Annotated in this window: 32 protein-coding genes; 13 read left to right on the top strand and 19 right to left on the bottom strand. The window is 72.2% G+C overall.

The genetic code is table 11. The features are described from left to right. On the top strand, positions 1-241 hold a 241-nt coding region (locus tag ACZ7CF_RS36935; protein ID WP_470371960.1), incomplete at its 5' end, for a hypothetical protein. A gap of 35 nt (positions 242-276) precedes the next feature. Here ACZ7CF_RS36935 and ACZ7CF_RS36930 read toward each other — a convergent pair. From ACZ7CF_RS36930 to ACZ7CF_RS36875, 12 genes are all read right to left on the bottom strand, one after another. Beyond that, the gene (locus ACZ7CF_RS36930) at positions 277-969 is read right to left on the bottom strand and encodes a SchA/CurD-like domain-containing protein (protein ID WP_360401035.1); all 693 of its coding nucleotides are present in this window, start codon (positions 967-969) and stop codon (positions 277-279) included. Then, positions 966-2,519, bottom strand: a complete 1,554-nt coding sequence (locus ACZ7CF_RS36925; RefSeq protein WP_470371959.1) for an FAD-dependent monooxygenase — start codon at positions 2,517-2,519, stop codon at positions 966-968. The genes ACZ7CF_RS36930 and ACZ7CF_RS36925 overlap by 4 nt, the downstream gene beginning before the upstream one ends. Then, positions 2,512-2,841 (bottom strand): TcmI family type II polyketide cyclase, encoded by a 330-nt coding sequence (locus ACZ7CF_RS36920; protein ID WP_360401041.1) that lies wholly within the window; start codon positions 2,839-2,841, stop codon positions 2,512-2,514. The genes ACZ7CF_RS36925 and ACZ7CF_RS36920 overlap by 8 nt, the downstream gene beginning before the upstream one ends. Then, on the bottom strand, positions 2,826-3,284 hold the full coding sequence (locus ACZ7CF_RS36915) for an SRPBCC family protein (RefSeq protein WP_360401044.1): 459 nt from the start codon (positions 3,282-3,284) through the stop codon (positions 2,826-2,828). The genes ACZ7CF_RS36920 and ACZ7CF_RS36915 overlap by 16 nt, the downstream gene beginning before the upstream one ends. A 2-nt stretch (positions 3,285-3,286) precedes the next feature. After that, positions 3,287-3,529: an acyl carrier protein gene (locus tag ACZ7CF_RS36910; protein WP_360401047.1), complete on the bottom strand. Its 243-nt coding sequence runs from the start codon at positions 3,527-3,529 to the stop codon at positions 3,287-3,289. Between the two features lies 1 nt (position 3,530). Continuing rightward, positions 3,531-4,787: a beta-ketoacyl synthase N-terminal-like domain-containing protein gene (locus tag ACZ7CF_RS36905; RefSeq protein WP_470371958.1), complete on the bottom strand. Its 1,257-nt coding sequence runs from the start codon at positions 4,785-4,787 to the stop codon at positions 3,531-3,533. Further along, complete coding sequence (locus ACZ7CF_RS36900) at positions 4,784-6,040, bottom strand: beta-ketoacyl-[acyl-carrier-protein] synthase family protein (protein WP_360401053.1); 1,257 nt, start codon at positions 6,038-6,040, stop codon at positions 4,784-4,786. Before ACZ7CF_RS36900 ends, ACZ7CF_RS36905 begins: the two co-directional genes overlap by 4 nt. Next, on the bottom strand, positions 6,037-6,426 hold the full coding sequence (locus ACZ7CF_RS36895) for a cupin domain-containing protein (protein ID WP_360401056.1): 390 nt from the start codon (positions 6,424-6,426) through the stop codon (positions 6,037-6,039). The genes ACZ7CF_RS36900 and ACZ7CF_RS36895 overlap by 4 nt, the downstream gene beginning before the upstream one ends. After that, a complete protein-coding gene (locus ACZ7CF_RS36890) occupies positions 6,423-7,031 on the bottom strand; it encodes a SchA/CurD-like domain-containing protein (protein ID WP_360401059.1) in 609 nt (202 codons plus the stop codon). The genes ACZ7CF_RS36895 and ACZ7CF_RS36890 overlap by 4 nt, the downstream gene beginning before the upstream one ends. Next, positions 7,028-7,402, bottom strand: a complete 375-nt coding sequence (locus ACZ7CF_RS36885) for an antibiotic biosynthesis monooxygenase family protein (RefSeq protein WP_360401062.1) — start codon at positions 7,400-7,402, stop codon at positions 7,028-7,030. The genes ACZ7CF_RS36890 and ACZ7CF_RS36885 overlap by 4 nt, the downstream gene beginning before the upstream one ends. A gap of 139 nt (positions 7,403-7,541) precedes the next feature. Next, entirely contained in the window at positions 7,542-7,832 is a 291-nt protein-coding gene (locus ACZ7CF_RS36880; protein WP_458432107.1) for a hypothetical protein, read from the bottom strand. Positions 7,833-8,264: 432 nt separating this feature from the next. Next, on the bottom strand, positions 8,265-8,810 hold the full coding sequence (locus tag ACZ7CF_RS36875; RefSeq protein WP_458432109.1) for a winged helix-turn-helix transcriptional regulator: 546 nt from the start codon (positions 8,808-8,810) through the stop codon (positions 8,265-8,267). A gap of 42 nt (positions 8,811-8,852) precedes the next feature. On the opposite strand from ACZ7CF_RS36875, the gene ACZ7CF_RS36870 reads away from it, so the two are divergent. The 4 genes from ACZ7CF_RS36870 to ACZ7CF_RS36855 are packed head-to-tail and all read left to right on the top strand — an operon-like array spanning position 8,853 to position 11,787. Next, positions 8,853-9,632, top strand: a complete 780-nt coding sequence (locus ACZ7CF_RS36870) for an SGNH/GDSL hydrolase family protein (protein ID WP_470371957.1) — start codon at positions 8,853-8,855, stop codon at positions 9,630-9,632. Between the two features lie 44 nt (positions 9,633-9,676). Continuing rightward, positions 9,677-9,853, top strand: a complete 177-nt coding sequence (locus ACZ7CF_RS36865; RefSeq protein WP_360401077.1) for a hypothetical protein — start codon at positions 9,677-9,679, stop codon at positions 9,851-9,853. 3 nt (positions 9,854-9,856) lie between these two features. Then, positions 9,857-10,189: an ArsR/SmtB family transcription factor gene (locus tag ACZ7CF_RS36860; RefSeq protein WP_360401080.1), complete on the top strand. Its 333-nt coding sequence runs from the start codon at positions 9,857-9,859 to the stop codon at positions 10,187-10,189. Beyond that, complete coding sequence (locus ACZ7CF_RS36855) at positions 10,186-11,787, top strand: SulP family inorganic anion transporter (RefSeq protein WP_470371956.1); 1,602 nt, start codon at positions 10,186-10,188, stop codon at positions 11,785-11,787. Before ACZ7CF_RS36860 ends, ACZ7CF_RS36855 begins: the two co-directional genes overlap by 4 nt. Here ACZ7CF_RS36855 and ACZ7CF_RS36850 read toward each other — a convergent pair. Next, entirely contained in the window at positions 11,776-12,570 is a 795-nt protein-coding gene (locus tag ACZ7CF_RS36850) for an SDR family oxidoreductase (RefSeq protein ID WP_458432112.1), read from the bottom strand. The genes ACZ7CF_RS36855 and ACZ7CF_RS36850 overlap by 12 nt on opposite strands. Positions 12,571-12,747: 177 nt before the next feature. Between ACZ7CF_RS36850 and ACZ7CF_RS36845 the strand changes: the two genes are divergently transcribed. Beyond that, positions 12,748-13,587 (top strand): RICIN domain-containing protein, encoded by an 840-nt coding sequence (locus ACZ7CF_RS36845; protein ID WP_458432113.1) that lies wholly within the window; start codon positions 12,748-12,750, stop codon positions 13,585-13,587. Here the strand turns inward: ACZ7CF_RS36845 and ACZ7CF_RS36840 are convergent. The 3 genes from ACZ7CF_RS36840 to ACZ7CF_RS36830 form a co-directional block, all read right to left on the bottom strand. Further along, positions 13,577-13,939 carry a hypothetical protein gene (locus ACZ7CF_RS36840; RefSeq protein WP_360401092.1) on the bottom strand — a complete coding sequence of 121 codons (363 nt, stop codon included), beginning with the start codon at positions 13,937-13,939 and terminating at the stop codon, positions 13,577-13,579. The two genes, ACZ7CF_RS36845 and ACZ7CF_RS36840, sit on opposite strands and share 11 nt — an antisense overlap. A 116-nt stretch (positions 13,940-14,055) precedes the next feature. After that, positions 14,056-14,622, bottom strand: a complete 567-nt coding sequence (locus tag ACZ7CF_RS36835) for a dihydrofolate reductase family protein (protein ID WP_470371955.1) — start codon at positions 14,620-14,622, stop codon at positions 14,056-14,058. 79 nt (positions 14,623-14,701) lie between these two features. Further along, positions 14,702-15,643, bottom strand: a complete 942-nt coding sequence (locus ACZ7CF_RS36830) for an alpha/beta fold hydrolase (RefSeq protein ID WP_470371954.1) — start codon at positions 15,641-15,643, stop codon at positions 14,702-14,704. A gap of 63 nt (positions 15,644-15,706) precedes the next feature. Between ACZ7CF_RS36830 and ACZ7CF_RS36825 the strand changes: the two genes are divergently transcribed. Then, positions 15,707-16,651: a helix-turn-helix transcriptional regulator gene (locus ACZ7CF_RS36825; RefSeq protein WP_470371953.1), complete on the top strand. Its 945-nt coding sequence runs from the start codon at positions 15,707-15,709 to the stop codon at positions 16,649-16,651. A gap of 55 nt (positions 16,652-16,706) precedes the next feature. Next, positions 16,707-17,264 (top strand): SMI1/KNR4 family protein, encoded by a 558-nt coding sequence (locus ACZ7CF_RS36820; RefSeq protein ID WP_470371952.1) that lies wholly within the window; start codon positions 16,707-16,709, stop codon positions 17,262-17,264. Between the two features lie 10 nt (positions 17,265-17,274). On the opposite strand, the gene ACZ7CF_RS36815 is transcribed toward ACZ7CF_RS36820, so the two are convergent. Further along, positions 17,275-18,030 carry a hypothetical protein gene (locus ACZ7CF_RS36815; RefSeq protein WP_470371951.1) on the bottom strand — a complete coding sequence of 252 codons (756 nt, stop codon included), beginning with the start codon at positions 18,028-18,030 and terminating at the stop codon, positions 17,275-17,277. A gap of 128 nt (positions 18,031-18,158) precedes the next feature. Between ACZ7CF_RS36815 and ACZ7CF_RS36810 the strand changes: the two genes are divergently transcribed. Together ACZ7CF_RS36810 and ACZ7CF_RS36805 are read left to right on the top strand one after the other, a co-directional pair. Continuing rightward, a complete protein-coding gene (locus ACZ7CF_RS36810; RefSeq protein ID WP_470371950.1) occupies positions 18,159-19,421 on the top strand; it encodes an FAD-dependent oxidoreductase in 1,263 nt (420 codons plus the stop codon). Then, positions 19,411-20,601, top strand: a complete 1,191-nt coding sequence (locus tag ACZ7CF_RS36805) for an MFS transporter (protein ID WP_470371949.1) — start codon at positions 19,411-19,413, stop codon at positions 20,599-20,601. The genes ACZ7CF_RS36810 and ACZ7CF_RS36805 overlap by 11 nt, the downstream gene beginning before the upstream one ends. Here the strand turns inward: ACZ7CF_RS36805 and ACZ7CF_RS36800 are convergent. After that, positions 20,598-20,999 (bottom strand): arsenate-mycothiol transferase ArsC, encoded by a 402-nt coding sequence (locus ACZ7CF_RS36800; RefSeq protein ID WP_360401113.1) that lies wholly within the window; start codon positions 20,997-20,999, stop codon positions 20,598-20,600. The two genes, ACZ7CF_RS36805 and ACZ7CF_RS36800, sit on opposite strands and share 4 nt — an antisense overlap. Positions 21,000-21,085: 86 nt before the next feature. On the opposite strand from ACZ7CF_RS36800, the gene ACZ7CF_RS36795 reads away from it, so the two are divergent. Genes ACZ7CF_RS36795 through ACZ7CF_RS36785 form a run of 3 tightly spaced genes read left to right on the top strand, consistent with a single transcriptional unit; the run spans position 21,086 to position 23,471 of the window. Then, positions 21,086-21,415, top strand: coding sequence for an ArsR/SmtB family transcription factor (locus ACZ7CF_RS36795; RefSeq protein ID WP_470371948.1), 330 nt, complete (start codon positions 21,086-21,088; stop codon positions 21,413-21,415). 24 nt (positions 21,416-21,439) lie between these two features. Further along, positions 21,440-22,513 (top strand): ACR3 family arsenite efflux transporter, encoded by a 1,074-nt coding sequence (arsB, locus tag ACZ7CF_RS36790; protein ID WP_470371947.1) that lies wholly within the window; start codon positions 21,440-21,442, stop codon positions 22,511-22,513. After that, positions 22,500-23,471: an ArsO family NAD(P)H-dependent flavin-containing monooxygenase gene (locus ACZ7CF_RS36785; RefSeq protein WP_458432123.1), complete on the top strand. Its 972-nt coding sequence runs from the start codon at positions 22,500-22,502 to the stop codon at positions 23,469-23,471. Before arsB ends, ACZ7CF_RS36785 begins: the two co-directional genes overlap by 14 nt. Positions 23,472-23,474: 3 nt before the next feature. Here the strand turns inward: ACZ7CF_RS36785 and ACZ7CF_RS36780 are convergent, their stop codons facing one another. Then, positions 23,475-24,683 (bottom strand): NAD(P)/FAD-dependent oxidoreductase, encoded by a 1,209-nt coding sequence (locus tag ACZ7CF_RS36780; RefSeq protein WP_360401126.1) that lies wholly within the window; start codon positions 24,681-24,683, stop codon positions 23,475-23,477. Positions 24,684-24,712: the final 29 nt, after the last annotated feature.

Raw genomic sequence — 24,712 nt, 5'->3', positions numbered from 1 at the left:
GGTTGCCGAGCAGGTGAGCGGGAAGGCGAGCGCCGTCGCGGGTCAGGTCGGCGAGAAGGTCGGCGTCGTGACCACGCAGGTCGGCGTCACCGCCATCGAGGCGGTCGAGGCGCTGCCCGAGCCCGTGCGGCAGCGGGTCGAGCAGGGTGTCCGGCAGGCCCGGCAGCACCCGGCGGTGGTCGCGGCCGGTGCGGCGGCGCTCGTGCTGGTGCTGTGGAAGCTGCTGCGGCGGGGGCGGTGAACCGCCACTGACACCGAGGCGGAGATCGGATGGGCTCACCGCCGGGTGCTGCCGGCGGTCACCGCCGCATCGACCGCGAGGTCGGTCACCAGGGTCATCGGCCGTGCCAGCCGCGCGAACGGCGCGACGAGGCCGACCAGCGGCACCGGTGGTGCCTCGTCGTCCGACTCGATCAGGTGCACCACCAGGTCGCGCCGCCGGAACACGGTGGTGCCACCTGAGGCGACGGTGATGCCGGCGAGCCGCCGGGCCAGTTCGCCGGCGTGCCCCGGCAGCGACTCGTACAGGACCGCCCTGCGCGGCAGCCGGCCGGTGCGGCCGTTGCCGGACGCCACCCGCATCACGGCGGTCGCCACGAACCAGCGGAGCCTCGCCTCGTCGGTCGCGTCGCGGTCGTGGACCAGGTGCGGCCGCAGCCGCTGCTCCAGCGCCTGGATGCGGGGTTGCCCCGCCAGGTGCTGGACGGCCTCCGAGGGCGGGCAGGTGATGTCCACGACCCGCACCACGACACGCCCTGCCATGAAGACCGAGGTGCGCTCCAGCGGCGCCCACCCGGTCTCCGGTCCGCGTTCGGGAAGGGCCGTGCACCGGGAGAGGAGCTCGGCCACGACCTCCTCCGACCCGGCCCGCACCGGGAACATCAACGCGTAGCGGTCCACGGTCCGGCTCCCCGTCATCGTGACCGCCGGGAAGCCGCCGCAATGGCCGCTGAGGAGCCGCTCGTTCATCGGAACAGCACCTGGTCGACCACGGCCGACAGGACGCCGGGACGGGGTGCGGTCGTACTGCGCCACGCGATGAACCCGTCCGGGCGGATCAGGACGGCGCCGTCGTCGGTGATGCCGCAGCGGCGGGCGAGGTCGCCGGTGGGGTCGAGCAGGGTGTCGCCGATGCGGTGGTGTTCGACCCCGGCACCGGAGGAGGTCGCGTCCGGCTGCCAGCCGGCGCCCGTGACGAGCACCAGGCCGCGTCCCATCAGGTCGACTGTGGACAGTGCGGTGCCGTTGTGCTCCAGGGGAACGTGCGGTGCACGGCAGCCTGGCGCGGCGGTGGGGTGGTCGGGGTCCTCCACCGGGTGCGGAGCGGGGGTGTCGTCCGCGACGAGAGCGCCTTCGGGGTAGGTGTAGCCGAACATCGTCGCCCGTTGGCGGATGGCGCTCTCGCGCGCGTCTCCCGGTTTGCCGTTGACCAGGCCGTACCGCTCGACGGTCAGCGCGGTGGTGTGCCGGGCCACGGGGAGGCGTTCGGTCTCGTAGGTGGCCGGCAGTCCCGGGCCGGCCACGCCGCGGTGGTGCAGGCCGATCTTCCACGCCAGGTTGAAGGCGTCCTGGACAGCGGTGGCCACGCCGAAGGTGCCGACGGGCGGCATGGCGTGAGCGGCGTCGCCTGCGATGAACGCCCTGCCGACGCGCATGCGGTGGGCGACCTGGCCGGAGATCTCCCACGGCGTCTCGGACACGTGGTCGATGACGATCGGCAGGTCGCCGACGCCGATGGCCGTGCGCAGCAGGTGCACGCACCGCTCCTCGGTGAAGTCGGCGACGTCGTCATCCGGACGCAGGGAGACGGCGAACCGCCACCGCTTCGCGCCGTCGATGGACGTGAGGAACCCGTGCACGGCGGGGTTGCGCACGGTCAGCGCCACGATCTTGCGCCCGTCCAGCGGCTCGCGGAGGTCGGCGTCGAAGTAGATGTTGACCTTGCGTGCCAGGAGGTCCGAGCTGTCCTGCCCGACGCCGAGCATGCGGCGGACGGGACTGTGCGCGCCGTCCGCCACGACGAGGTGATCGGCGCGCACACGTTCTTCCCGCCCGGTGCGGTGGTCGCGCACCACCGCGACGACACCGTCGGGCCCGTTGTCCACCGCCACCACCTCCTGGTGGTAGCGCACGTCCGCGCCGGTCTCGACGGCGTGTGCGCGCAGCAGTGGTTCGAGCTGGTTCTGGTCGATCGCGGCCCACCGGCAGGGGCTCAGCGAGTCGGGGCCGGTGTCGAGGCGGTTGGGCAGCCGCAGCAGTTCCGGGCCCGCCACGGTCTCGGCGTGCGCGACGACGGTGTGGTCGGCGATCGGTGACCGCACCTGCCCGATGGCCTCCTCCAGGCCCACGGCCCGGTAGAGCTCCATCGTGCGCGGGTTGAGCGCACGGGCCCTGGGATCGGTCGACGGTTCGGGGTGGCGCTCCACCAGCACGGTCGGCACGCCGTACCAGGAGAGGAACACGGCGGCGGACAGGCCGGTCACGCCGCCGCCCGCGATCAGCACGGGAACGTCAGACATGGCGCTCCCACCGGTAGAACTCCTGCGCCATCGCATCCTTGGGCTCACGCCACGTGTCGGGGTCGTAGGCGGAGACGAACGGGCTCAGCTCCTCGCTGATCCGCCGGAAGCGGGGGTCGTCGCGATGCGCGCTCACCGCCTCGGGCAACGGGCGGTCGCTCTCCACCAGGTGCAGGTAGAGCTCGCCGAACCGGAACAGGCTGCGCCCTCGCACGCCGAGCGCGGTGGGCAGGCCGGAGTGGTCGTCGGAGCCGGCGAACACGGCGGCGACCTCGTCCGCGGCCTCTGGCACCATGCGGGCGACGATCAGTGTGCGGTGCACGCGACCTCCTCGACCTTCCGCTTGATCAGGGACATCTGGACGCGGCTGTTGGCGTTGATGCGCTTGGTCATCGCGGCGTCGTCCACGGGGGCGTCGGGTTTCATCGCGAAGTCCTGCACCCAGCGCATGCGCACGCCCGTGTCCAGCTGTTCGTAGGTCCAGCGGATGTGCATCCGCTCGAACGGCCCGGTCTCGACGCGCCGGGCGGTGACCGTCCTGGTGGCCCGGTCCGCGACGCGCTCGGACACCCAGCTCCACACCCGGCCTGCCTCGTCCGGGTGCATGGTGAGGCGGAACAGCACGCGGTCACCGTCGCGTTCGAGCACCTCGGCCGAGGCGTACTCGCTGAACAGCTCCGGCCAGTGCTCGACGTCGTTGGTGCGTTCCCACACCAGCTCCATCGGCGCGTCGATGACGATCTCGTTCTCGGTGTGCCCGCTCATCCTCAGGCCCTCCCCGGCAGCAGGGCCAGCAGTTCGCGCGGCGACTGGTGCGTCAGCAGCTCGGCGTCCTTGGACACGCCGTGGTCGCGTTGCAGCTCGGCCAGCACGCCCATCACGCCCAGGGAGTCCACGCCGAGGTCGTCGAAGGTGCGGCCGGGGTCCGTGACCTGCTCGCTCGTCACGGGAACCCCGGTGCACCGGCTGATCAGCGCTGCCAGGTCGTCGGGGGAAAGTCGGGTGTCCACGTCACACACCTCCGATGGTCGGTGATTCCGGGTGGCGCAGCACGAGCGCCGAGTTCCCGCCGTACACGCCGCGGGACAGCACCAGGACGGTGCACAGGTCGACCGGACGTGCGGCGCCGGTGACCAGGTCGAGGTCGAACCGGCAGTCGCGCACGCCGGGGGTGGGCGGCACGAGGCCGTGTTCGAGGGCCAGCACCGCGGCGGCGACGTCGAGCACGGCCGCGGCGGCGTAGCAGCGCCCGTACCCGGCTTTGGGCGCGGTCACCGGCACCCGGTTCGCGCGCTCGCCCAGCAGCAGGTGCAGCGCCTCGGCTTCGGCGGCGTCGGCACACGGGTTGGCCATCGCGTCGAGGAACACCGCGTCCACGTCGTCGGGGGTCAGCCCCGCCTCGGCCAGCGCGCCCGTGGCGGCCCGCAGCAGTCCCTGCGCCGACCGGTCGAACCGCCGCCGGCCGGTGTAGGTCGCGCCGTGCCCCGCCACCACCGCTTTCACGGTGGCGCCCCGCTGGTGCGCGGCGCCGGCGTCCTCCACGACGAGGATGGCACCGCCCTCGGCCGGTGCGAACCCGCCGGCCCGCTCGGTGAACGGCCGGTAGGCCGCTGCCGGGTCACCGGACGTGCTGAGCAGCCCCAGCCCGAGCTGGCAGCACATCGCGTACGGGCAGAACGGGGCCTCCGCGCCGCCGACGAGCATGGCCCGCGCGCCTCGGCGCAGCTCACCGCCGGCAGCGGCGAGGACGTCCAGGCCGCCCGCCTCGTCGGCGACCAGCACCCCGGACGGGCCGCGCAGGCCGTTGCCGATGGAGACCTGACCGGAGCACGCGGCGTAGAACCAGGCGATCGACTGGTAGGGGCCCACGTGCGCGGGACCGTTCCGCCACAGCCGTTCGATCTCCCGCTGGCCGAACTCCACACCGCCGCTGTAGCTGGCCGTCATCACGCCGAACTCGAAGGGGTCCACCTCCGCCGGGTGCAGCGCGGCGTCGCGCAGCGCCAGGTCGGCGGCGGCGAGGGCGAAGTGGGTGAACCGGTCGGTCTGCACGGTGATCCGCGGGTCGACCCACCCGGCCGGTTCGAACCCGGTCACCTCGCCCGCCACGGTGACCGGGTAGGGGTTGGGCTCGAACCGCCCGATCGGTGCCAGCGCCAGCTGCCCGTCCCGCACGGCGGGCCAGAACTCGCCGACCCCGAGTCCGTTCGGGGCGATCACACCGAGACCGGTCACGACGGGCGCCGGACCGGTGGTCGCGGGGCTCACGGCCGTCCCGCTCTCGTCAGCACCACCGCGGACTGGAACCCGCCGAAGCCGCTGCCGACCGACAGCACCACGTCCAGCCGGCGTTCCCTGGCGGTGTGCGGCACGTAGTCCAGGTCGCACTCGGGGTCCGGCGTGTCCAGGTTGGCGGTCGGCGGGACCACGCCGTGGACGAGGGCCAGCGCGCAGGCGGCCAGCTCGATGGAGCCGATCGCGCCCAGCGAGTGGCCGATCATCGACTTGATCGAGCTGACCGGCACCTGGTGCGCGCGCTCGCCCAGCAGCCGGTGGAACGCGGCGGTCTCGTGCCGGTCGTTCTGCCGGGTGCCGGAGCCGTGCGCGTTGATGTAGCCGATCTCCTCTGACGCCACCCCGGCGTGGTACAGCGCGCGCCGCGCGGCCTCGGCCATCTCGACGCCCTCCGTCGTCAGGCCGGTCATGTGGTGGGCGTTGCTGCGGGTGGCGAACCCCTCGACCTGCGCCAGCACCTCCGCGCCCCGGCGGCGGGCGTGGCCGAGCTCCTCCAGCACCAGCACGGCCGCGCCCTCACCGAGCACGAACCCGTCCCGGTCGCGGTCGAACGGGCGGGCCGCGTGCGCGGGGTCGTCGTTGCGCGTCGAGGTCGCGCGGATCGCGTCGAAACACGCCACCGTGATCGGTGAGATGGGGGATTCCGAGGCTCCCGCCACCACCACGTCGGCCCGGCCGTCCTCGATGAGGCGGGCGCCGTGGCCCACCGCGTCCAGTCCGGCCGTGCACCCGGTCGACACCGTCCGCACCGGCCCGCAGGCGCCGACCCGGTCGGCGACCTCCGCGGCCAGCGCGGCGGGGGACAGGGCGCAGTGCAGGAACGGCGAGGCCGCGCCCGCGTCGACCACCCACTGCTGCCCGCGGCGCGAGGTGGCCACGTAGTCCTGCTCCAGCAGCGTCGTGCCGCCCACGGCGGACCCCATGCAGACACCCAGCCGCCACGGGTCGGTGACGGGCACCTGCGCCTGTCGCCACGCCTCGTCGGCGGCAACGGCGGCGAACTGGACGTAGCGATCCATCCGGGCGATCTCCGCGGCGGTCAGGCCCGCGTGCACCGGGTCGAAGTCGCACTCGGCGGCGATCCTCGACCGGAACTCCTCCGCGGCGAACAGGGTGATCGGCCGGGTGGTGGTGCGCCCGGACGTGATCAGCTCCCAGAAGGCCTTCGTCCCGATGCCGCCCGGTGCCACCACCCCCAGGCCGGTGACCGCCACCCGGCGCGTCACGACTCGTGCTCCGTGTCCACGTGCCCCAGCTCCGGCCGGGGCGCCAACGGGGACAGCTGGAACACCACGCGGGCCGGCGACGTCCCGGGGTTGCGGAGGCGGTGCCGCACCCCGATCGGCACCAGGATCGCCTGGTCCGTGCGCACCTCGTGCGGCACGTCGTCCAGGTCCAGCACCACAGAACCCTCGACGACGTAGAGGAACTCCTCGGAGTACGGGTGGTAGTGCTCGTTCACCTGTTCGCCCGGCCCGACCAGCACGACACCCATGAACCCGGAGGTGGCACCGACCGTCGCAGGGCCGAGCAGGACGCGGATGTCGCCGCCGCGGCGGGTGTTGGGCGCGGCGTCGTCCTGGCTGACCGCGCGGTGGAGCTGGCCGGTCATGCCACCGCCCCCACCACGCGGTCGGTCACCAGCGACATCGGGCAGGCCTGGTGCACCAGCGGCGCCAGCCTGTCGGCGAGCGGCACGACAGGCATGCCGTTCGAGGACTCCACGAGGTGCACGACCATGTCCCTTCGTAGGAAAACCGTTGTGCCGCAGTCAGAATCCGACCCCGCGGAGGCGAGCAGCCGAGCCACCTCACCGGCCCGGCCCGGCAACGCCCGGTAGAACGCCGCCGCACGGGGCAGGTGACCGGGACTGCCGTCGCGGGAGGCGACCAGGCGCATGACCGAGCCGGCCAGGAAACGCCGCCTGCCGTCGTCGTCGGACAGGTCGCGGTCCTGCACCAGGTGTGGCCGCAACCGCTGCTCCACGGCCTGGATCTGCGGCTGCACGGCCAAGTGCCGGATCGCCTCCCCCGGCGGGCAGGTGATGTCCACGACCCGCACCACCACCGGCCCGACCATGAAGACCGACGTGCGGCTCAGCAGCGGGCGCGCGGCCTGCGGCCGGCCGGGCGGGGGTCCGGCGTAACCGGCCAGGATCTCGGCCACCGCCGCCTCCGACTCCGGGCGCACCGGGAACGTCAACGCATAGCGGTTCACGACTTCGCCTCCAGCAGTTGTCGTACGGCTTCGGTGCCCTGTGCGGTGGTCAGGCGGACGTGGTAGCGCGAGGACTCCCGCGTCGTCGCGCACGCGACCAGCGGGGCCGCCAGCCGCCGGTGGTCGGCGCCGCGCTCCCACGCGTGGAAGTGCGCGGCGCTCGACCACTCGCTGGTGATCATCCAGTCCTCCGGGTCGTCCTCGGACTGGCACAGCTGGTCGCCGAGGTAGCCCTCCACTTGCGACACCTGGAACCTGATCCCCCGGTAGGCGTCGAGGAAGCGGTCCTGCTCCGCTTCCGGGACCCGCAGGCGGAAGACCACCCGCAGCCGGTCGCGTTCGGATGTCTGGTGCTCCGCCGTCGACACCATCTCGTCTCCTCAGTGTGCACAGGATGAACGGGCAACCGCGTAGTCACCGAGCGTTGATCTGCCTGCGCCCGCCAGCAAGCCGGGGTCGGGCGTCAGGCGGGAGATCCACCCGATCGAGAGGACAAACCTCGGGATTCGGTCAGGAAGCCGGGTCCGGCTCGGAGGCGATCCGGCAGGCGTGCGAGGCCACCTCGCGCTCCACGCCCTCGGCGCGCAGCATCCGGAGGCACGTCCTGACGTCTTCCCTCTTGCCCGTCTTCGCGATCTTGCACGCCTTGAGCACGTTGCTGGTCGCCTCGTGCCCGTTCTCCATCACGTGGTCGATGCAGATGCCGGGGTCGGCCTGGGCGGGCGGCCCGATGAACGAGAACAAAGCCGTGGCGGTGAACACCATGCCGGTCAGACCGGCCGCTCGGGACAAACGCGACATCGGGTCGTCCTCTCCTGATCGCGCCGAACACGGCGCTGCGCCGACACCCGGCCGGGCGCCGGTCGCCATCGAGTACCTCAGGACGCGTCCGACAAGCCGATCCGGCCGGCTCAGCCCTCGATCGAGCGCAACGCCGCCCGTTCGAGGGAGGACGCTCCTCGCGGCGTGCGCGGCGGGTTGATCACCACCGCGTTCGGCAGCCCGATCGAGCACGGAATCCACTGCACGGGTGGGGGTTGCCGACGACGGCGGGAACCACTGTCCCAAGAGGATCGAGTGCCAGAGGATGAGCGACAGCACCGCGAGGTGCACCAGGTCCGGTCGCTGCGAAGGACCACCGGGGTGGGGCCGTGCTGGAACGTTTTCCCGCCACCGCAAGGGTTGCCGCAGCGCGGCTGAACGAGCACGCCCCGAGCACCGGGACCCCGTCGCTCAGGACGAGGGTGCGGGCTGTGCGCCGGGGCCGGGCTGGGCCCGGATGTCCCCGATGTCGCCGACCTGGTGCCCCTCACCGCAGCGGATCTCGGTGCCGACCGGTGCGCCGCAGTCGCGGTGGGTCAGCACGACCGTGGGCCCGTCCGGGCTGGGCAGCCAGCGGTCGGCCCAGGTGAGCAGGCTGATGATCGCCGCGGCCAGGTCCCGCCCCTTGCCGGTGAGCCGGTACTCGTGCCGGCCGCGAGAGCCGGCGTCGTGGTAGGCGACTTTGGTCAGGATGTCCTGGGCGGTCAGCTCCCGCAGCCGGGCCGACAGCACGCCGCGGGTCATGCCGGTGTGGCGCAGGAAGTCGTCGAAGCGGCGGGTGCCGTAGAACGCCTCCCGCACGATCTGCCCTGCGCTGCGCGGCACGAGCACGTCCAGGGCGCGTTGCGCGGAGTCCGGGTCGAGCCGCCACGCCTCGCGGTCCCACCGCAGCTCGCGCGCGTCGTCGGCGGACTGCGCCTGCTGTGCGGCGGTGGCACCGGTCTGGTCGGGCTGCATGCGCGCACTCTGTCACAGGCGGCGTGCGCTACCTTGCTGAGTATGGTCAACAGTACTCAGCCCGTGCGGCGGTTCGTGGCGCTGGGCGACAGCCTCACCGAGGGAGTGGGCGACCCCCGCCCGGACGGGAGCCTGCGGGGCTGGGCGGACGTCCTGGCCGGCGAGCTCGACCACGCCTGGCCCGGCCTGCGGTACGACAACCTCGCCGTGCGCGGGTGGTGCGCGCGGCACGTGCTGGAACACCAGGTGGAGCCGGCGCTGCGGCTGAAGCCCGACCTGGTCAGCGTCATGGTCGGCGCCAACGACGCGTTCGACCGGACCGGCTTCGACAGCACGGCGGTTGGCCGCGCGCTGTCCGACACCGTGGCCGCCCTGCGCGACGGTGGCGCCCGCGTGATCATGGCGACCCTGCCAGACATCACCCGCCGCTGGCCGGGACCCGCGAACCTGCACCAGGCGACGCGCTCGCGGTTCCGGCACGTCAACGACCTCGTGCGCACGATCGCGGACCAGCACGACGCGGTGATGCACGACCTGTGGCACGACGAGCGCACCTACGCGCCGCGCATGTGGTCCATCGACCGCGTCCACCCCGGCACCCACGGCCACGCGGGCATCGCCCACACCTTCGCCGAGCTCCTCGTCGGCCGCGCCCGCACGCCCTGGCTCCCCGCCGGACCACCGGTCAGCGCGGCACAGCGGCTGGCCGAGGTCCGTTCGCTGTACGCCATCGTCCGGTCCGACTTCCGCCGCAGCCTGCCCAGCCAGCTCCCACGCGGCCGGTGGGACGCGATCGGCCCGAGCCACTTGACGGGACCGTAGACTGTTGAATTGAAGAATTCTTCAAGTCGACAGGTCGTGGGCCGGTGAACGAGTTCGAGGACAACCTGCTCCTGCGCGTCGAGCAGGCGCAGAGCGCGGTGCGCAGGGCGGTGGAGCAGCAGGACGAGTACGCCGCCGAGATGCACGCGGCAGATCTGGCCAACCTGCGGCGCCTGGCCGCCGAGCACGGTGTGGCGGTCGACGCGCCGCGGGAGGGATGAGCGGTGCCCGTTCCGCTGTACCAGGCGAAGGCGGAGTTCTTCCGCATGCTCGGCCACCCGGTGCGCATCCGGGTGTTGGAACTCCTCCAGGACGGTCCCCAGGCCGTGCGCGACCTGCTGGCCGAGATCGAGGTGGAGCCGTCCAACCTGTCCGCCCAGCTGGCCGTGCTGCGCAGGTCCGGCATCGTCACGGCGACGCGTGAGGGTTCGACCGTGGTGTACGCGCTCGCCGGTGCCGACGTGGCCGATCTGATGAAGGCCGCGCGGCGGATCCTGACCGAGCTGCTGGTGGGGCAGAACGAGCTGCTGGAGCAGCTGCGCGAGAACTCCGCGTGAGAACCTTCCTGCCCGCCAAGGCGGACTGGTCGGCCGCGGCACCTCGGGATCTCGTCGCGGGGTTGACGGTCGCGGTGGTGGCGTTGCCGCTGGCGCTGGGGTTCGGCGTGGCGTCGGGGCTGGGTGCGGCCGCGGGGCTGGCGACGGCCGTCGTCGCGGGGGCGCTGGCGGCCGTGTTCGGCGGGTCGAGCCTGCAGGTCTCCGGCCCCACCGGTGCGATGACGGTGGTGCTGGTGCCGATCGTGGCGCAGTTCGGTCCGGGCGGGGTGCTGACCGTCGGGCTGGTGGCGGGGGTGTTGCTGCTCGTGCTGGCGGCGGCCAGGGCCGGGCGGTACATGCGGTACGTGCCGGCTCCGGTGGTCGAGGGCTTCACCATCGGCATCGCGGCGGTGATCGCGCTGCAACAGGTGCCCGCCGCTCTGGGTGTTCAGGCCGGGGGCGGGCACAACGTCGTGGTCGGCGCCGTGCGCGCGTTCGGCTCCGGGCCGTCCTGGCCCGCCGCCGCGTTGGCCGGGGGAGTGGCCGTGGTCATGCTCCTCGGCGCACGGTGGAAGCCGGCGATCCCGTTCTCGCTCCTGGCGGTCGCGCTGGGCACGGTGGTCGCGGAGCTGTGGTCCCTGCCCGTGGCGCGGATCGGTGCGCTACCGGCGTTCCTGCCAGCACCTTCACTGACCTTTGTGGATGTGACGGCGCTGTGGTCGCTGCTGCCGTCGGCGGTGGCCGTGGCGGCGCTGGCCGCGTTGGAGAGCCTGCTGTCCGCGACGGTCGCCGACGGCATGAGCGTGAACCAGCGGCACGACCCGGACCGCGAGCTGTTCGGCCAGGGCATCGCGAACGTCGTCGCACCCGTCTTCGGTGGCGTGCCGGCCACCGCGGCCATCGCGCGCACGGCGGTCAACGTCCGCTCCGGTGCCGGCTCACGACTGGCGGCCCTCGTGCACGCCGTGACGCTCGCCGTGATCATGCTGGCGGCCGCTCCCGTCGTCGGGCGCGTCCCGCTGGCCGTGCTGGCGGGTGTGCTGATCGCCACCGCGGTGCGCATGGTCGAGGTCGGCTCGGTGCGGGTGCTGATGCGCGCCAACCGGTCCGACGCCGTCGTGCTCGCCCTCACGGCGGTCGCGACGCTGGTCCTCGACCTCGTCACCGCCGTGATCCTGGGCCTGGTCGTCGCCGGTGCCCTCGCGTTGCGCGCCGTCGCCCGGTCGGTCCGGGTCGACGAGGAACCGCTCGAACCCGGCGACCACGCCGAGGAGGAGCACGCCCTGCTCGCCGAGCACATCGTCGCCTACCGGCTCGACGGGCCGCTGTTCTTCGCCGCCGCGCACCGGTTCCTGCTGGAGCTGACCGAGATCGCCGAGGTCTCGGTGGTGGTGCTGCGCCTGTCCCACGTGTCCACGATGGACGGAACGGGTGCGCTGGTGCTGCGCGACGCCGTGGAGCGGCTGGAACGCCGGGGCATCACGGTGTTGCTGTCCGGAGTGCGGGAGGAGCACCGCCGGCAGCTCGAAACCCACGGGGTGCGCATGTTCGCGACCACTCCCGAGGCCATCGAGCACGCGCGTGGCCTGCTGCACGGCAACGGAACGCTACCGAGCTGACCTCCGCTGGTTCCGGCGTCCCTGCGCCACCATGAGCGGGATCGCGCGCAGCCCGAACCGCGGGAAGACGTCACCGAACCGGGCCAGCGCCCCACGCCACTTCGGAACGGTGACGACCGGCCGCGGCCTGTCGAGCACACGGGCCACAGCGGCGGCGATGTCGGCGGGCTGCAACAGCGTGCCGGAGAACGACAACGCCGCCGACGGGTCGTCCAGCTTGTCGTAGAGCATCGGCGTCCAGATGCCGTCCGGGCAGATGCACGAGATGTCGACGTCCCGCACGCCCGCCACCCGCAGGTCGGCGAGGGTGCTGAGGCTGAAGCCGATGGCCGCGTGCTTGGAGGCCGCGTACACCGCCTCGCCCGCGACGGCCGTGATGCCCGCCAGCGACACGATGTTCACGACGTGCCCGCCACCGTGACCGCGCATGGCCTCGATGGCGGCCACGGTTCCGTTGATGGTCCCGAGGGTGTTGACCTCGATCATCAGCCTGCGGGTGGCGGCGTCCTGCTCCCACGCCGGCCCGGTCACCAGCACTCCCGCGTTGTTGACCCACACGTCGAGCCGGCCCGCGCGGGCCACGATGTCGTCGCGCGCCGCCTCCACCGCCTCGTGGTCACGCACGTCGATCACCCGTGCCGCGGCACCGATCTCGGCGGCCGTCGCGGTCGCGGTGGCCTCGTCGACATCGGTCACCAGCACCGTGTAGCCGCGTTGCACCAGCATCTTCGCCACGAGCTTGCCCACGCCGCGCCCGGCACCGGTGACGACCGCGCCCCTCATCGCAGACCCGCCGGGGTCTTCTCCCTGATCATCGAGTCGTACCGGTCCAGCAACGCCATCGCTCACTCCCACCCGGTTCGGTTCACGCCACCGTAAGCGGTGAGCGGTGGAGCAGGGACCCTGAACCGTTCGGGCTAAAGATCGGCATTCGACGGGCTTGCGGCACTCTGCGGTGACGTGGCCATCACTCCTCCTGACCCGGACGACATCACCAGCGCGGCGGACTTCGTGGCCGGCCTGCGCCGGCTGCGGCAGTGGTCGGGGTACACGTTCCGCCAGCTGGAAGGCAAGGCCGCGGCGGTCGGCGACGTGCTGCCGTCGAGCACCACCGCGACGGCGCTCAACCGCTCCTCCCTGCCCCGCGAACAGCTGGTGTCCGCATTCGTCCGCGCCTGCGGTCTCGACGACGACGCCGTGCGGAAGTGGCTCGATGCCCGTCAGCGCCTCGCGACGGGCATCGAGCCACCTCCCCCTGTTCCCACTCCTCGCAAACGGCGCAGGTTCGTGGTGCCGCTGGCGATCGGGCTCGTGGTGGTGATCGCCGCGACGGCCACCTTCCTGCTGTGGCCGACGGGTCCGCGCAACGGCCGCTCCCTGTTGAAGGTCGGCGACCTGTGCGTGGGCGAGGGCCGCGAGCGCAACGGCCGGACGGACCGCGAGCTGGCGGTGCTGCGCCCGTGCGAGGGCGTCGTGCCCGAGACGTCGCTGACCGAGGTCGCACCGGACACGTTCCAGATCGAGTGGTTCCACCCCAGGCACGGCGTGGGCTGCCTGGGCGTGGACGACGCGAAGCTGGAGGCGGAGGCGCTGGTGTCACCGCACAACTGCACGGGCGCGGCGCACCAGCGCTTCCTGTTCGAGGCCGACGACGACGGCGGTTACCGCCTCCGGCCCGTGCACAGCGGTCTGTGCATCGGGGTGCTGGGCGGCCCGTCGGACCTCGTCGCCGGCTCCGAGCTCGCCCAGCAACACTGCTCCGGCGAGGAGGACCAGCGGTTCACGCTGGTCAGCACCTGACCGCGGACCCGCCGCCCACGAGGTTCTCGTCCCACACCCAGCCGGCCACCGGCTGGTCGACCACACGCACCCAGGTCCAGGTGTTGCCCGCGCTGTTCGTGACGTAGCAGTGGTAGTGCAGGTTGACCGTGTTGTCGACGTACCCGTCGATGCTGCAGCCCGAGTAGGGGCCGGCGGACCGGATCGGGATGCTCGACTTGGCCGCACGGCCGCGGTTGAACGTGTCCTTCGCCGAGTGCGAGTGCTGGCTGCACGCCAGCGCGCCGACGTCGGACGCGGAAGCCGAAACCGGGATCGCGACACCACCGGCGGCGAGCGCCGCGATGGCGAACAAAGCCTTGAACGAAGCCATGACCAACCTTCCGTGAGTCGAACCGAACGGCCTCAACCCTCGGACCGGAAGATCGGTCGGCACAACGGAAACGCCTGTTCGGAACAGTTCCGAACAGGCGTTCCCGGCCGGGGCCGCTACTTGACGACCCGGTACCGCAGGTGGTCGACGGCGGGGGAGTGGTGCGTCTCGACGCGTTCGAGCCTGATCGCGGAGCCGAGCGCGCCGAACAGCGGTGTGCCGCCGCCGACGAGCAACGGGACCACGTGCACGAAGATCTCGTCGACCAGTCCGAGCGGCAGCGCCTGCTGCATCACCGTGGCGCCGTGCAGACCGACCCACCGGTCGCCGGCCGCCTCCTGGGCCTGCTCGATCGCGCTCGCCACGCCGTCGGTGACGAAGGTGTAGCCGGGGTGCTCCCCCGCCGGCGCGGTGTGGGTCACCACGAAGCTCCGACAGCCGGGGGCCGGGCCGCCGGGACCCCACGCGTCCACGGTCTTGTCGAACGACGTGCGGCCCATCACCACGGCGCCGCAGAGGGCGACCGCCTCCTCGAGGTACCGGCGGTCCGCGTCGGCCGGGTCCTCGAACAGCCAGTCGTGCAGGCTGCCGGCACCGTCGCCGAACGGGTTGTCGCGACTGGCACCGGGACCGGTGACGCAGCCGTCGAGCGAGATCGACATGTCGCAGATGACGAGTCCCATGGTTCGTGTCCTTCCGCCTCAACCGTGCTCTCGCGGACACGTCGAACGGGCGGAGGTCTTTTCGACAGCCCGAGGACGTTCAGGAACCCCGCCGCTCCAGCCAGTCCAGGATCGCCGCCGTGGTCTCCTCCGGCTTCTCCTGCTGGATCCAGTGGCCGGAGTCGAGGCTGACCACCTCCGCACCGGGCACGAAGTCGGTCAGGCTCTCCAACCTCGCGACCGCGTCCCGATCGCCGTAGATCATGAGCGCCGGCTGGTGGACGACCGGGTCGGCCTCTCCCAGCAGGTGCCAGTCGCGGTCGAGGTTGCGGTACCAGTTGACGCTGCCGGTGAAGCCCGTCGACTCGAACGCGGCCACGTAGACGGCCAGCTCGTCGTCGCTCAGCAGCGGCTCGCCGAGCGGCGTCTCCTGCCGGGCGAGGTCGATCAGCGCCATGCCCGGCCTCGGCGCCCTGGGCGGCTCGTTCTTGCGGTAGAGGTTGCGCAGGAACCGGTGCGTGTTCGCGTCGAACACGGCGTCCGCCACGCCCGGCTGCCGGGTGAAGTGGACGAAGTAGAAGTCGGGCCCGAGCACCTCCTCCACGACCTCGACCCACGGCCGGTCGCCGCGCACCTGGTAGGGCAGGCTGAGGCCGACCACCCCGTTCACCCGCTTCGGGTGCAGCAGGGCCAGCCCCCAGACGACGAACGAGCCCCAGTCGTGCCCGACGAACGTGGCGTCCTCGTAGCCGAAGTGGTCGAGGAGCGCGACGAGGTCACCCGTCAGGTGCGCGATGTCGTAGTCCGCCACCCCCGCAGGCCGCGACGAACGGCCGTACCCTCGCTGGTTCGGGACGATGACGTGGTACCCGGCTTCGGCGAGGGCGGGCATCTGGTGGCGCCACGAGAAGGCGTGCTCCGGCCAGCCGTGGCAGAGCACGATCGGCTTGCCCGCGTTGTGCCGGCCTGCTTCGAAGACTTCGAGCTCCACGCCGTTGACCGGGATCAGGGTGGATTCGGGGAACGCGGTCGGTGAGGTCATGCGGCGATCCTGCTGACCGAAACCGGTCATCCCGTGACCGCTTTCCGTGGAAATCTGTCCGGCGTGCGAACCGACCGGCTGGTGGCCGTCCTCCTGCTGCTGCAACGCCGTGGGCAGGTGACCGCAGCGGAGGTAGCGCGCGAGCTGGAGGTCTCCGAACGCACCGCCCGCCGCGACCTCGACGCCCTGGCCGTGGCCGGCATACCCCTGTACTCCACGCAGGGCCGTGGCGGCGGCTGGCGCCTGGTGGGCGGCGCCCGCACCGACCTGTCCGGCCTGACCGCAGGGGAGGCCCGCGCCCTGTTCCTGGTCGCCGGGCCGGCCTCGGTTGCGACCCCGGCCGTGAAGACAGCCCTGCGCAAGCTCGTGCACGCCCTGCCGGAACCGTTCCGCGTGCAGGCCGAGGCGGCGGCGTCGTCGATGGTCGTGGACCCGCGGCACTGGGGGTCGGGCTCGTTCCCGCCACCACCTCGTTCCCTCGACGCGCTCCAGGACGCGGTGATCCGCGGCCTCCAGGTGCGCCTCGGTTACATCGACCGCGAGCGGGCGCCGACCGAACGGACCGTCCACCCGCTGGGCATCGTCGCCAAAGGACAGTCGTGGTACCTGGTCGCCCACACCGAGGCCGGTCGGCGGACCTTCCGGGTCGATCGGGTGACGTCGGTCGACGTGACCGGCGAACCCGCGCACCGACCGGCGGACTTCGACCTCGCCGAGAGCTGGCGCGAGATCGCCGACGAGGTCGATCGCAAGCGGGCACCCCTGGAAGTGCGGGCGGTGTGCGTGCCTGGTGCGGTGGGCGTGCTCCGGATCGCCTTCGGTGGCCGGCTGGAGGTGGGAGGGGCTGCCGCGGACGGCCGGGTGGAGGTCGTGATCCGCGGGCGGGACGAGCACGTGGTGGCCGGTGAGCTCGCGGGGCTGGTCGAGTGGGTGGAGGTGACCGGTCCCGCGGGGGTGCGGGAGCACCTGGCGGGGATCGGCAGGGCGCTGGTCTCGCGGTACGGGTGAGCGGTGAGATCCGGTCGGTGCACGCGCCGGACGACCACAGGTCAGACTTGCCGGTATGAACGAGACCGTCCAGGAGTTCACGCGGCTGCGAGCCGCCATCGAGGGGCACCTGCCCGACACCGCGCCGTTCCGGCCCGGCGCAACCCAGGACGACCTGGACCGGCTCGCCGCCGCGACCGGCCTCGTGCTGCCGGAGGAGCTGTGCGCGCTGCTGCGGGCCTCGGACGGTCAGGACGACCCCGACCAGCTGTACGGCTCGATCAACTACCTCCACTTCCTGCCCGTGGACGAGATCATCGAGATGCACCGGATGCTGACCGAGGTCGTAGAGGACATGGCCACGCCTCTTGAGCAGCCCGCCCACTACCGGTGGACCGTGTGGTCGCGGTCTTGGCTGCCGTTCCTCGCGTTCCAGGGCGACTGCTACCTGCTGGACCTGGAGCCCGGTGAGCTGGGGACGGTGGGGCAGGTCGTGTTCCGGCCGAACGTTCCCGACCTGGGGGAGCCGGTCGCGCCGTCGCTGACGGCGTTCCTCGCGCGTGCCGCTGATCTGATCGAGAGTGGTCGGGCCCAGGTGGAGGAGAGCACGCTCGTTCTTGCCGACCTGTACTGACGCTGGTCGGTCAGGCGTGCCAGGCGACTGACCGGACGATCGACGTCACGAGGCGGTTGATCGACGCGGCGATCGACGGGTCGGCCACGGTGAGGCGGTTCTGCTGCTGCGCCACGACGTCGGCGAGCTCGTTCCAGGTGGTCCAGGCGCAGGCTTCGCTGATGCGGTCGGTCAACTCGGCCAACGGCGCGGGGTGCGCGCTCGCCAAGCCGTGCACCGTGGGGAGGTGCCGTGCGATGGAGTCGTGGATCGACACCCGGCCTTCGCCCTTGACCAGCACCGGCGGTGCGGCGCCGAGCACCACCAGCAGCAGAGGTGCGCGGGTCTCCGCTCGTCGCGTCACCGCCAAGTACTCGCGGGCCAGTTGCTGTGGTTGGAAGGAGCTGTGCCGGATCCTCTTGGCCTCCACCAACGCGTAGCAAGACCCGGTCTCGAGGGACGCGTCGGGCTGCACGATCAACTGCGCGCCACGTGACCGTTGCGACGGGTTGAGGACGATCTCGTCCGGCAGGAACGACAGGGTCGCGTCCTCGACCTGGGCGGACAGCAGCCGGCGCGTGGCGTCCGCGCCGTGGGCGTTGTCCAGCACCGCTCCGAGAAACGCCTGCCGCGGGAGGAAGTCGAGCGCGGACAACACCTCCGCGGTCAGGATGTTCTCGACGCCACGGCCGCCGTTGCGGTAGCGGCGCACCGAGGAACCCTCCCAGGAGATCTCCTCGACCAGCCTGCCGAGAACGGAAACGTTGTCACCGGCTACTGCCTCCAAGGACGTCTCCTCGCACTGATCGCTGTGCCCACCACTGCACTCTCCCACGCGGGCAACATCCGGTGGCGAACATCGACGCCGGTCGATAAAGTACTGGTTCGAAACTCTTCGATGCAAGGAGTCGTGCAGTGAGCGATCACCCGGTCGTCGTCGTAGGCGCCGGCCCCACAGGCCTGGCCGCGGCAGCACATCTGGTCCAGCGGGGCGAGCACGTCCTCGTGCTGGAAGCGGGCGACCGGGCAGGAGCGGCGGTGTCGCAGTGGAACCACGTCCGCCTGTTCTCACGCTGGGACGAGCTGATCGACCCCGCTGCCGAAAAGCTGCTCACCGCAACAGGATGGGTGCGCCCGCAGGCCGGCACCTGCCCGACCGGCGCGGACTGGGTCGACCTGTACCTCGCACCGCTCGCCGAGGCGCTCGGCGACCGCGTCCGGTTCGGTGCGCGCGTGGTCGGTGTCGCACGGCGTGGCCGGGACCGGGTGGTGGACGCGGGCCGGCAAACCGAGCCCTTGACGGTGCACGTCCACAGCGAGTCCGGTGAGGAGCGCATCGCGGCACGAGCGGTGATCGACGCATCCGGCACGTGGAACTCGCCCAACCCCCTGGGCGGCGACGGCCTGCCGGCCAAAGGGGAGAAGGCAGCGCGGATCAGCTACCGGACACCGGACCTCGCGGCGCAGCGCGATCGGTACGCGGGAAAGCGGATCGCGGTCGTCGGAAGCGGCCACTCGGCGCTCACCGCTCTCGTCGCACTCGCGGAACCGGAGTTGGGTGCGACGATCGTGTGGCTGTTGCGCCGGGGCTCGGTCGGCACGACGTTCGGTGGCGGAGAAGCCGACCAACTGCCGGCTCGTGGTGCCCTGGGACTGAAGGCGCAGAAGGCGGTGGACGCCGGTCGCGTCGAGATCGTCACCGGGTTCCGCACCGCCGCGGTCGAGCGCGAAGACGACGGCAGGCTGACGCTGGAGTCGTTCGACGGACGAAAGGTCGGCGGCCTCGACGAGGTCGTGGCGCTGACCGGGTTCCGGCCGGACCTGTCGTGGCTGTCGGAGGTCCGGCTCGACCTCGACCCGGTGCTGCAGGCGCCGACGGGGCTGGCGCCGCTGATCGACCCGAACGTGCACTCGTGCGGCACGGTCTACCCACATGGTGAAAGCGAGTTGCGGCACCCCGAGCCGGGCGTTTACCTGGTGGGCATGAAGAGCTACGGCCGTGCGCCGACCTTCCTCGCGCTGACCGGCTACGAGCAGGTGCGTTCGGTGGTCGCGCGGATCGCGGGGGACCACGAGGCCGCGGGGCGGGTCGAGCTCGTGTTGCCGGAGACCGGGGTGTGCGGTGGTGCGGGTGTGTTCGACGCTCCCGCCGGAGAGTGCAGCGGCCTTGTCGGCTGACACCACGACGGCGCGGCCGGGTGTCGACCGCGGGGTGCGGCGCGTGCTGGTCGTGCTGTGCACGACCGAGATCATCAGCTGGGGCGTGCTCTACTACGCGTTCCCGGTCCTGCTGCCCACGATCAGCGCGCGCACCGGGTGGTCGCTCGCGGCGATCACGGCCGGGTTCTCCGCCAGCCAGGTCGTGGCGGGTCTGGTCGGCATCCCGGTCGGCAGGCTGCTCGACCGGCACGGGCCGCGCGCCATCATGACCACCGGTTCCGCCCTCGCCGTGGTCGCGCTCGTCGCGCTGGCCAGTGCGCGTTCTCCGGTGTGGTTCTCCGCCGCGTGGCTGCTGACCGGCGTCGCCATGGCCGGGGTGTTCTACGCGCCCGCGTTCGCCGCGCTGACCCGCTGGTACGGAACGCGCCGGGTCACGGCGCTGACCGCGGTGACGTTGGTCGGCGGGCTGGCCAGCACGGTGTTCGCGCCGCTGACGGCCGTGCTGAACGACCGCCTGGACTGGCGTGGCACCTACCTCGTGCTGGCCGGAATCCTCGCCGTCACAACGGTTCCGCTGCACTTCCTGGGTTTGCGGCTGCCGTGGCCCGCGGTCGAGCACGAGACCGTCCACACCCCGTCGGTGGTGGCGCGCAGCAGGCCGTTCCTGGTGCTCGTGGTCGCGATGAGCCTGGCCGCGTTCAGCGTGTACGCCGTCGTGATCAACCTCGTGCCGCTGCTCACCGAACGCGGCATGACGACGACCGCGGCCGCCGTCGCGCTCGGGCTGGGCGGGATCGGCCAGGTGCTCGGCAGGCTCGGGTACGGCAGGTTGTCCGCGCGGACGTCGGTGCGCGTGCGGACCTTGCTGGTGCTGCTGGTCAGCGCGGCGGTGACGGTCGCGCTGGGCGTGGTGCCCGGACCGGCTCTGCTGCTGGTCGCCGGGTCGGTGCTCGCCGGCGTCACGCGCGGGATCTTCACGCTGGTGCAGGCGACCGCGATCACGGACCGGTGGGGTGCTGTCCACTACGGACGGTTGAACGGCCTGCTGACCGCGCCGGTGATGCTCACGTCGGCGGTCGCACCGTGGGCGGGCAGTGCGCTGGCGGCGTGGCTGGGTGGTTACGCGGCCGTGTTCGTCGTGCTGGGGGTGGTCGGGGTGCTGGCGGCCGCGTTGTCGACCGCCAGCGTGCCGCGTTAGCCGAGCAGTTCGGCGAGCAGGGCGCGCACCCGCCGGTCGATGTCGTCGCGGATCGGCCGCACCGCGTCGACGCCCCGGCCCGCGGGGTCGTCGAGCTGCCAGTCCAGGTAGCGCTTGCCGGGGAACACCGGGCAGGTGTCACCGCACCCCATCGTGATCACCACGTCGGACGCCTCGACGTCCTCGGTCGTGAGCTTCGAGGGCACCTCGGCGGTGATGTCCAGCCCCCACTCGGCCAGCGCCGCGGCGGCGGCCGGGTTGACCTCCTCCGCCGGCGCCGACCCGGCGGAGCGCACCGCGATGCGGCCCATGCCGTGGTGTTGCAACAGCGCGGCGGCCATCTGTGAGCGGCCGGCGTTGTGCACGCAGACGAACAGCACCTCGGGGGTGTGGGACACGGCGCTCTCCTCGGACCGGAGTTTGTCGATGCGGATCACACCCGCTGTATCGACTTTTGTCAATCCAAGTCGCTATGGTTCACGCCATGACGAGCCAGGACCAGGTGCTGCTCGACTCGGCGACCGCCGCCCGCCTGTTCAAGGCGCTCGGCGACCCGATCCGGGTCGAGCTGGTCGGGCTGGTGCGCCGGACGCAGGGGCAGGAGGCGTGCTTCTGCGACCTCGCCGACCAGTTCGACATGCCGCAGTCCTCGCTCAGCCACCACCTCAAGATCCTCGTGCAGGCCGGTGTGCTGAGCAGGGAACGCCGCGGGACGTGGAGCTGGTACCGCGTCGACAACGCCGCGATCGACGCGCTGGCGGCCGTGCTGGCGCCGGGCGGGCCGCTGCGCGACGCCAGCACCTGCTGCGACTGACCCGACCACATCCCGGAGAACCCGTTGAGCACCACTCAGACCGCAGCACCGGACGTGCTGCACCGACTGTCCTTCCTGGACAGGCTGCTGCCGGTGTGGATCGGCCTCGCCGTGGTCGCAGGCCTGCTGCTCGGCCGGTTGGTGCCGGGCCTGCAGAGCGTGCTGGACGCGGTGCGGATCGGCGAGGTGTCGCTGCCGATCGCCCTGGGCCTGCTGCTGATGATGTACCCGGTGCTCGCGAAGGTCCGCTACGACGAGCTCGGCACCGTCACCCGCGACCGGCGGACGATGCTGCTGTCGCTGGTGCTGAACTGGGTCCTCGGGCCCGCGCTGATGTTCGCGCTGGCCTGGACCTTCCTGGCCGACCTGCCCGAGTACCGCACCGGACTGGTCGTCGTCGGCCTCGCCCGCTGCATCGCGATGGTCATCATCTGGAACGACCTGGCGTGCGGCGACCGTGAGGCAGCCGCAGTGCTCGTCGCGCTGAACTCGGTGTTCCAGGTGGTCATGTTCGGTGTGCTCGGCTGGTTCTACCTCGACCTGCTACCCGGCCGGCTCGGCTTGGACACCGCATCCGTCGGCTTCTCCGCGTGGGAGATCGCCAAGTCCGTTCTCATCTTCCTCGGCATCCCGCTGCTGGCCGGCTACCTCAGCCGCAAGCTGGGGGAGCGGTCGAAGGGCCGGGAGTGGTACGAGTCGAAGTACCTGCCGCGCGTCGGCCCGATCGCCCTCTGCGGGCTGCTGTTCACGATCGTCATCCTGTTCGCGCTGCAAGGCGAGAACATCACCAGCCGCCCGCTCGACGTCGCCCGCATTGCTCTGCCGCTGCTGGTCTACTTCGCCATCATGTGGGCCGGCTCCTACGCGCTGGGCAAGGCCGCTGGGCTCTCCTACGAGCGGACCACGACGCTCGCGTTCACCGCGGCGGGCAACAACTTCGAACTCGCCATCGCTGTGGCGATCGGAGTGTTCGGCGTGACCTCCGGGCAGGCGCTCGCGGGCGTGGTCGGTCCGTTGATCGAGGTTCCGGTGCTCGTCGCACTCGTCTACGTGAGCCTGTGGCTCCGGCGTCGCTGGGCAGCTCGTGCCCAGCTCTGACGTCGTGGTGATCGGCGGCGGGCAGGCGGGGCTCGCTGCTGCCTTCTACCTGCGCCGCGCGGGCATCGACCACGTGGTGCTCGACGCACGACCCGTGCCGGGCGGCGCCTGGCCGCTCACGTGGAACTCGCTGCGGCTGTTCTCCGTCGCGCGCCACAGCTCGTTGCCCGGCTGGCCGATGTCGCCGTTCCCGGACGGCTACCCGACCGCGCAGCACGTCGTCGACTACCTCACCGCCTACGAGAAGCGCTACGACATCCCCGTGCAGCGGCCGGTCCAGGTGCGCGAGGTCGGCCGGGACGAGCACGGCCTGCTCGTCCACACCGACAACGGAACGTGGTCGGCACGGCACGTCGTCAGCGCGACCGGCACGTGGTGGCGGCCGTTCCGGCCGTCGGTGCGGCTGCCTGGGCGTCAGCTGCACACCGTGGACTACGCCGGCCCACAGGAGTTCGCGGGCCGGAAGGTCGTCGTGGTCGGCGGCGGCAACTCCGGTGCGCAGATCGCGGCCGACCTGCTGCCTCACGCCGAGCTGACGTGGATGACCCGCCGGCCACCGCGGTACATGCCCGACGAGATCGACGGCAAGGCCCTGTTCGACATCGCCACCCGCCACGGCGGCGTCGGCGAGCTCGGTGACATCGTCGCGGTGCCGGCCGTGCGGGAGGCACGCGACAGCGGCCTCCTCGTCGCCACACCGATGGATGACGGCGTCCTCGCCGACGCTGACGCCGTCATCTGGTGCACCGGCTTCCGGGCCGCGCTCGGCCACCTCGCACCGTTGCGGCTGCGCGCCGCCAACGGCCGCATCGCCGTCGACGGCACCACCGCGGTCGAGGAACCACGCCTGCACCTGGTCGGGTACGGCAGCTGGACCGGTCCGGCGTCCGCCACGCTCATCGGCGTCGGGCCGACCGCCAAAGCGACCGTCGCGAAGATCGCCGCCTCCCTCGCGTGACGGTCAGACCCGCTGTTCGGCCGGCTCCTGGAGCTCAGCGCGGTGCGCGTCCAGCAGCCGCCGGCGCTTCTCGGCACCGCCCCGCAGCCGGTGCAGGCGGTACGAACCGGGCTTGCGCCCCTCGTCGGCCAGGTGGTCGGGGATGCCCTTGCAGATGCTCTCCTTGACCTTGGCGCCGAGGCTGCCGCCGACGTGCACGCCGACCGCGACGTCGGACCTGGTGGCGAGCTGGAAGATGCCCGCCGCACGGCCCAGGCTGATGCACTGCGCGTAGAAGCCCTGGTGCAGGAGCTCCGGCTGCTCGCCCGCGAGCCGGCTGAGCACGGTGTCGGCGGCGCGCGCACCCGTCGGGATCGCGTTCAGGCAGCTCATCCGCAGTGCCAGACCGGACGGCGCCATGGCGTCCCCGGCCGCGACGACGCGCTCGTCGTCCACGCTCGTCAGCGTCTCGTCGGTGAGCAGCCGGCCCGCGGTGTCGGTGGTGAGACCGCTGCGCAGCGCCAGGTCCGGAACGGCGAAACCCACCGTCCACACGGTGACCGCGCTCGCCAGCTCCCTGCCGTCGGCCAGCCGCACGGCGTCCCTGGTCACCGCCGTCACCTTCGCGTCGCCGCCCTCGACCACGGTCACGCCGAGCGCCGCCAGCCGCCGTGCGACCGCGCGCCGGCCGCGGGCGTGCAGGTACGGGCCGAGAACACCGCCGCACACCAGCGTGACCCGGCGGCCCAGCTCCGCCAGCTCGGCCGCGGTCTCGATGCCGGTGGGACCGGCGCCGACCACCGTCACCGGCGCGGCGAGGGCCGTGTCGGCGAGAACCGAACGCAGCCGCTGCGCCGTCTCCAGCGTGGCGATCGGGAACGCGAACTCGGCCGCCCCCGGCACGTCCGGCTCGGCGTTGCCGCTGCCCACGGCGTAGACGAGGTAGTCGTAGCCGAGCGCCGAGCCGTCGGACAGCCGCACCCGGCGCCCGGCCGCGTCGATGACGTCCACCGCGTCCACCACGAGCCGGACACCCTGCGCCAGAACGTCCTCATAGGCGACGACCGCCGCGTCCGACCCGCCCACCAGCTGGTGCAGGCGCACCCGGTGCACGAACTCGGACCGCGGGTTGACCAACGTGACCGCGACGTCCTCGCGCTGCGTCAGCCGGTTCGCGGCCATGACACCCGCGTACCCGCCACCGATAACGACCACGTGCGTGCTGCCGGCCATGACTGCCTCCTCCGTCTTTCGGGAATCGG

Source organism: Lentzea sp. NPDC036955 (genome assembly GCF_055608005.1).
The sequence above is the reverse complement of the archived record's forward strand: the minus strand, read 5'-3'. Positions and strand labels throughout refer to the sequence as shown.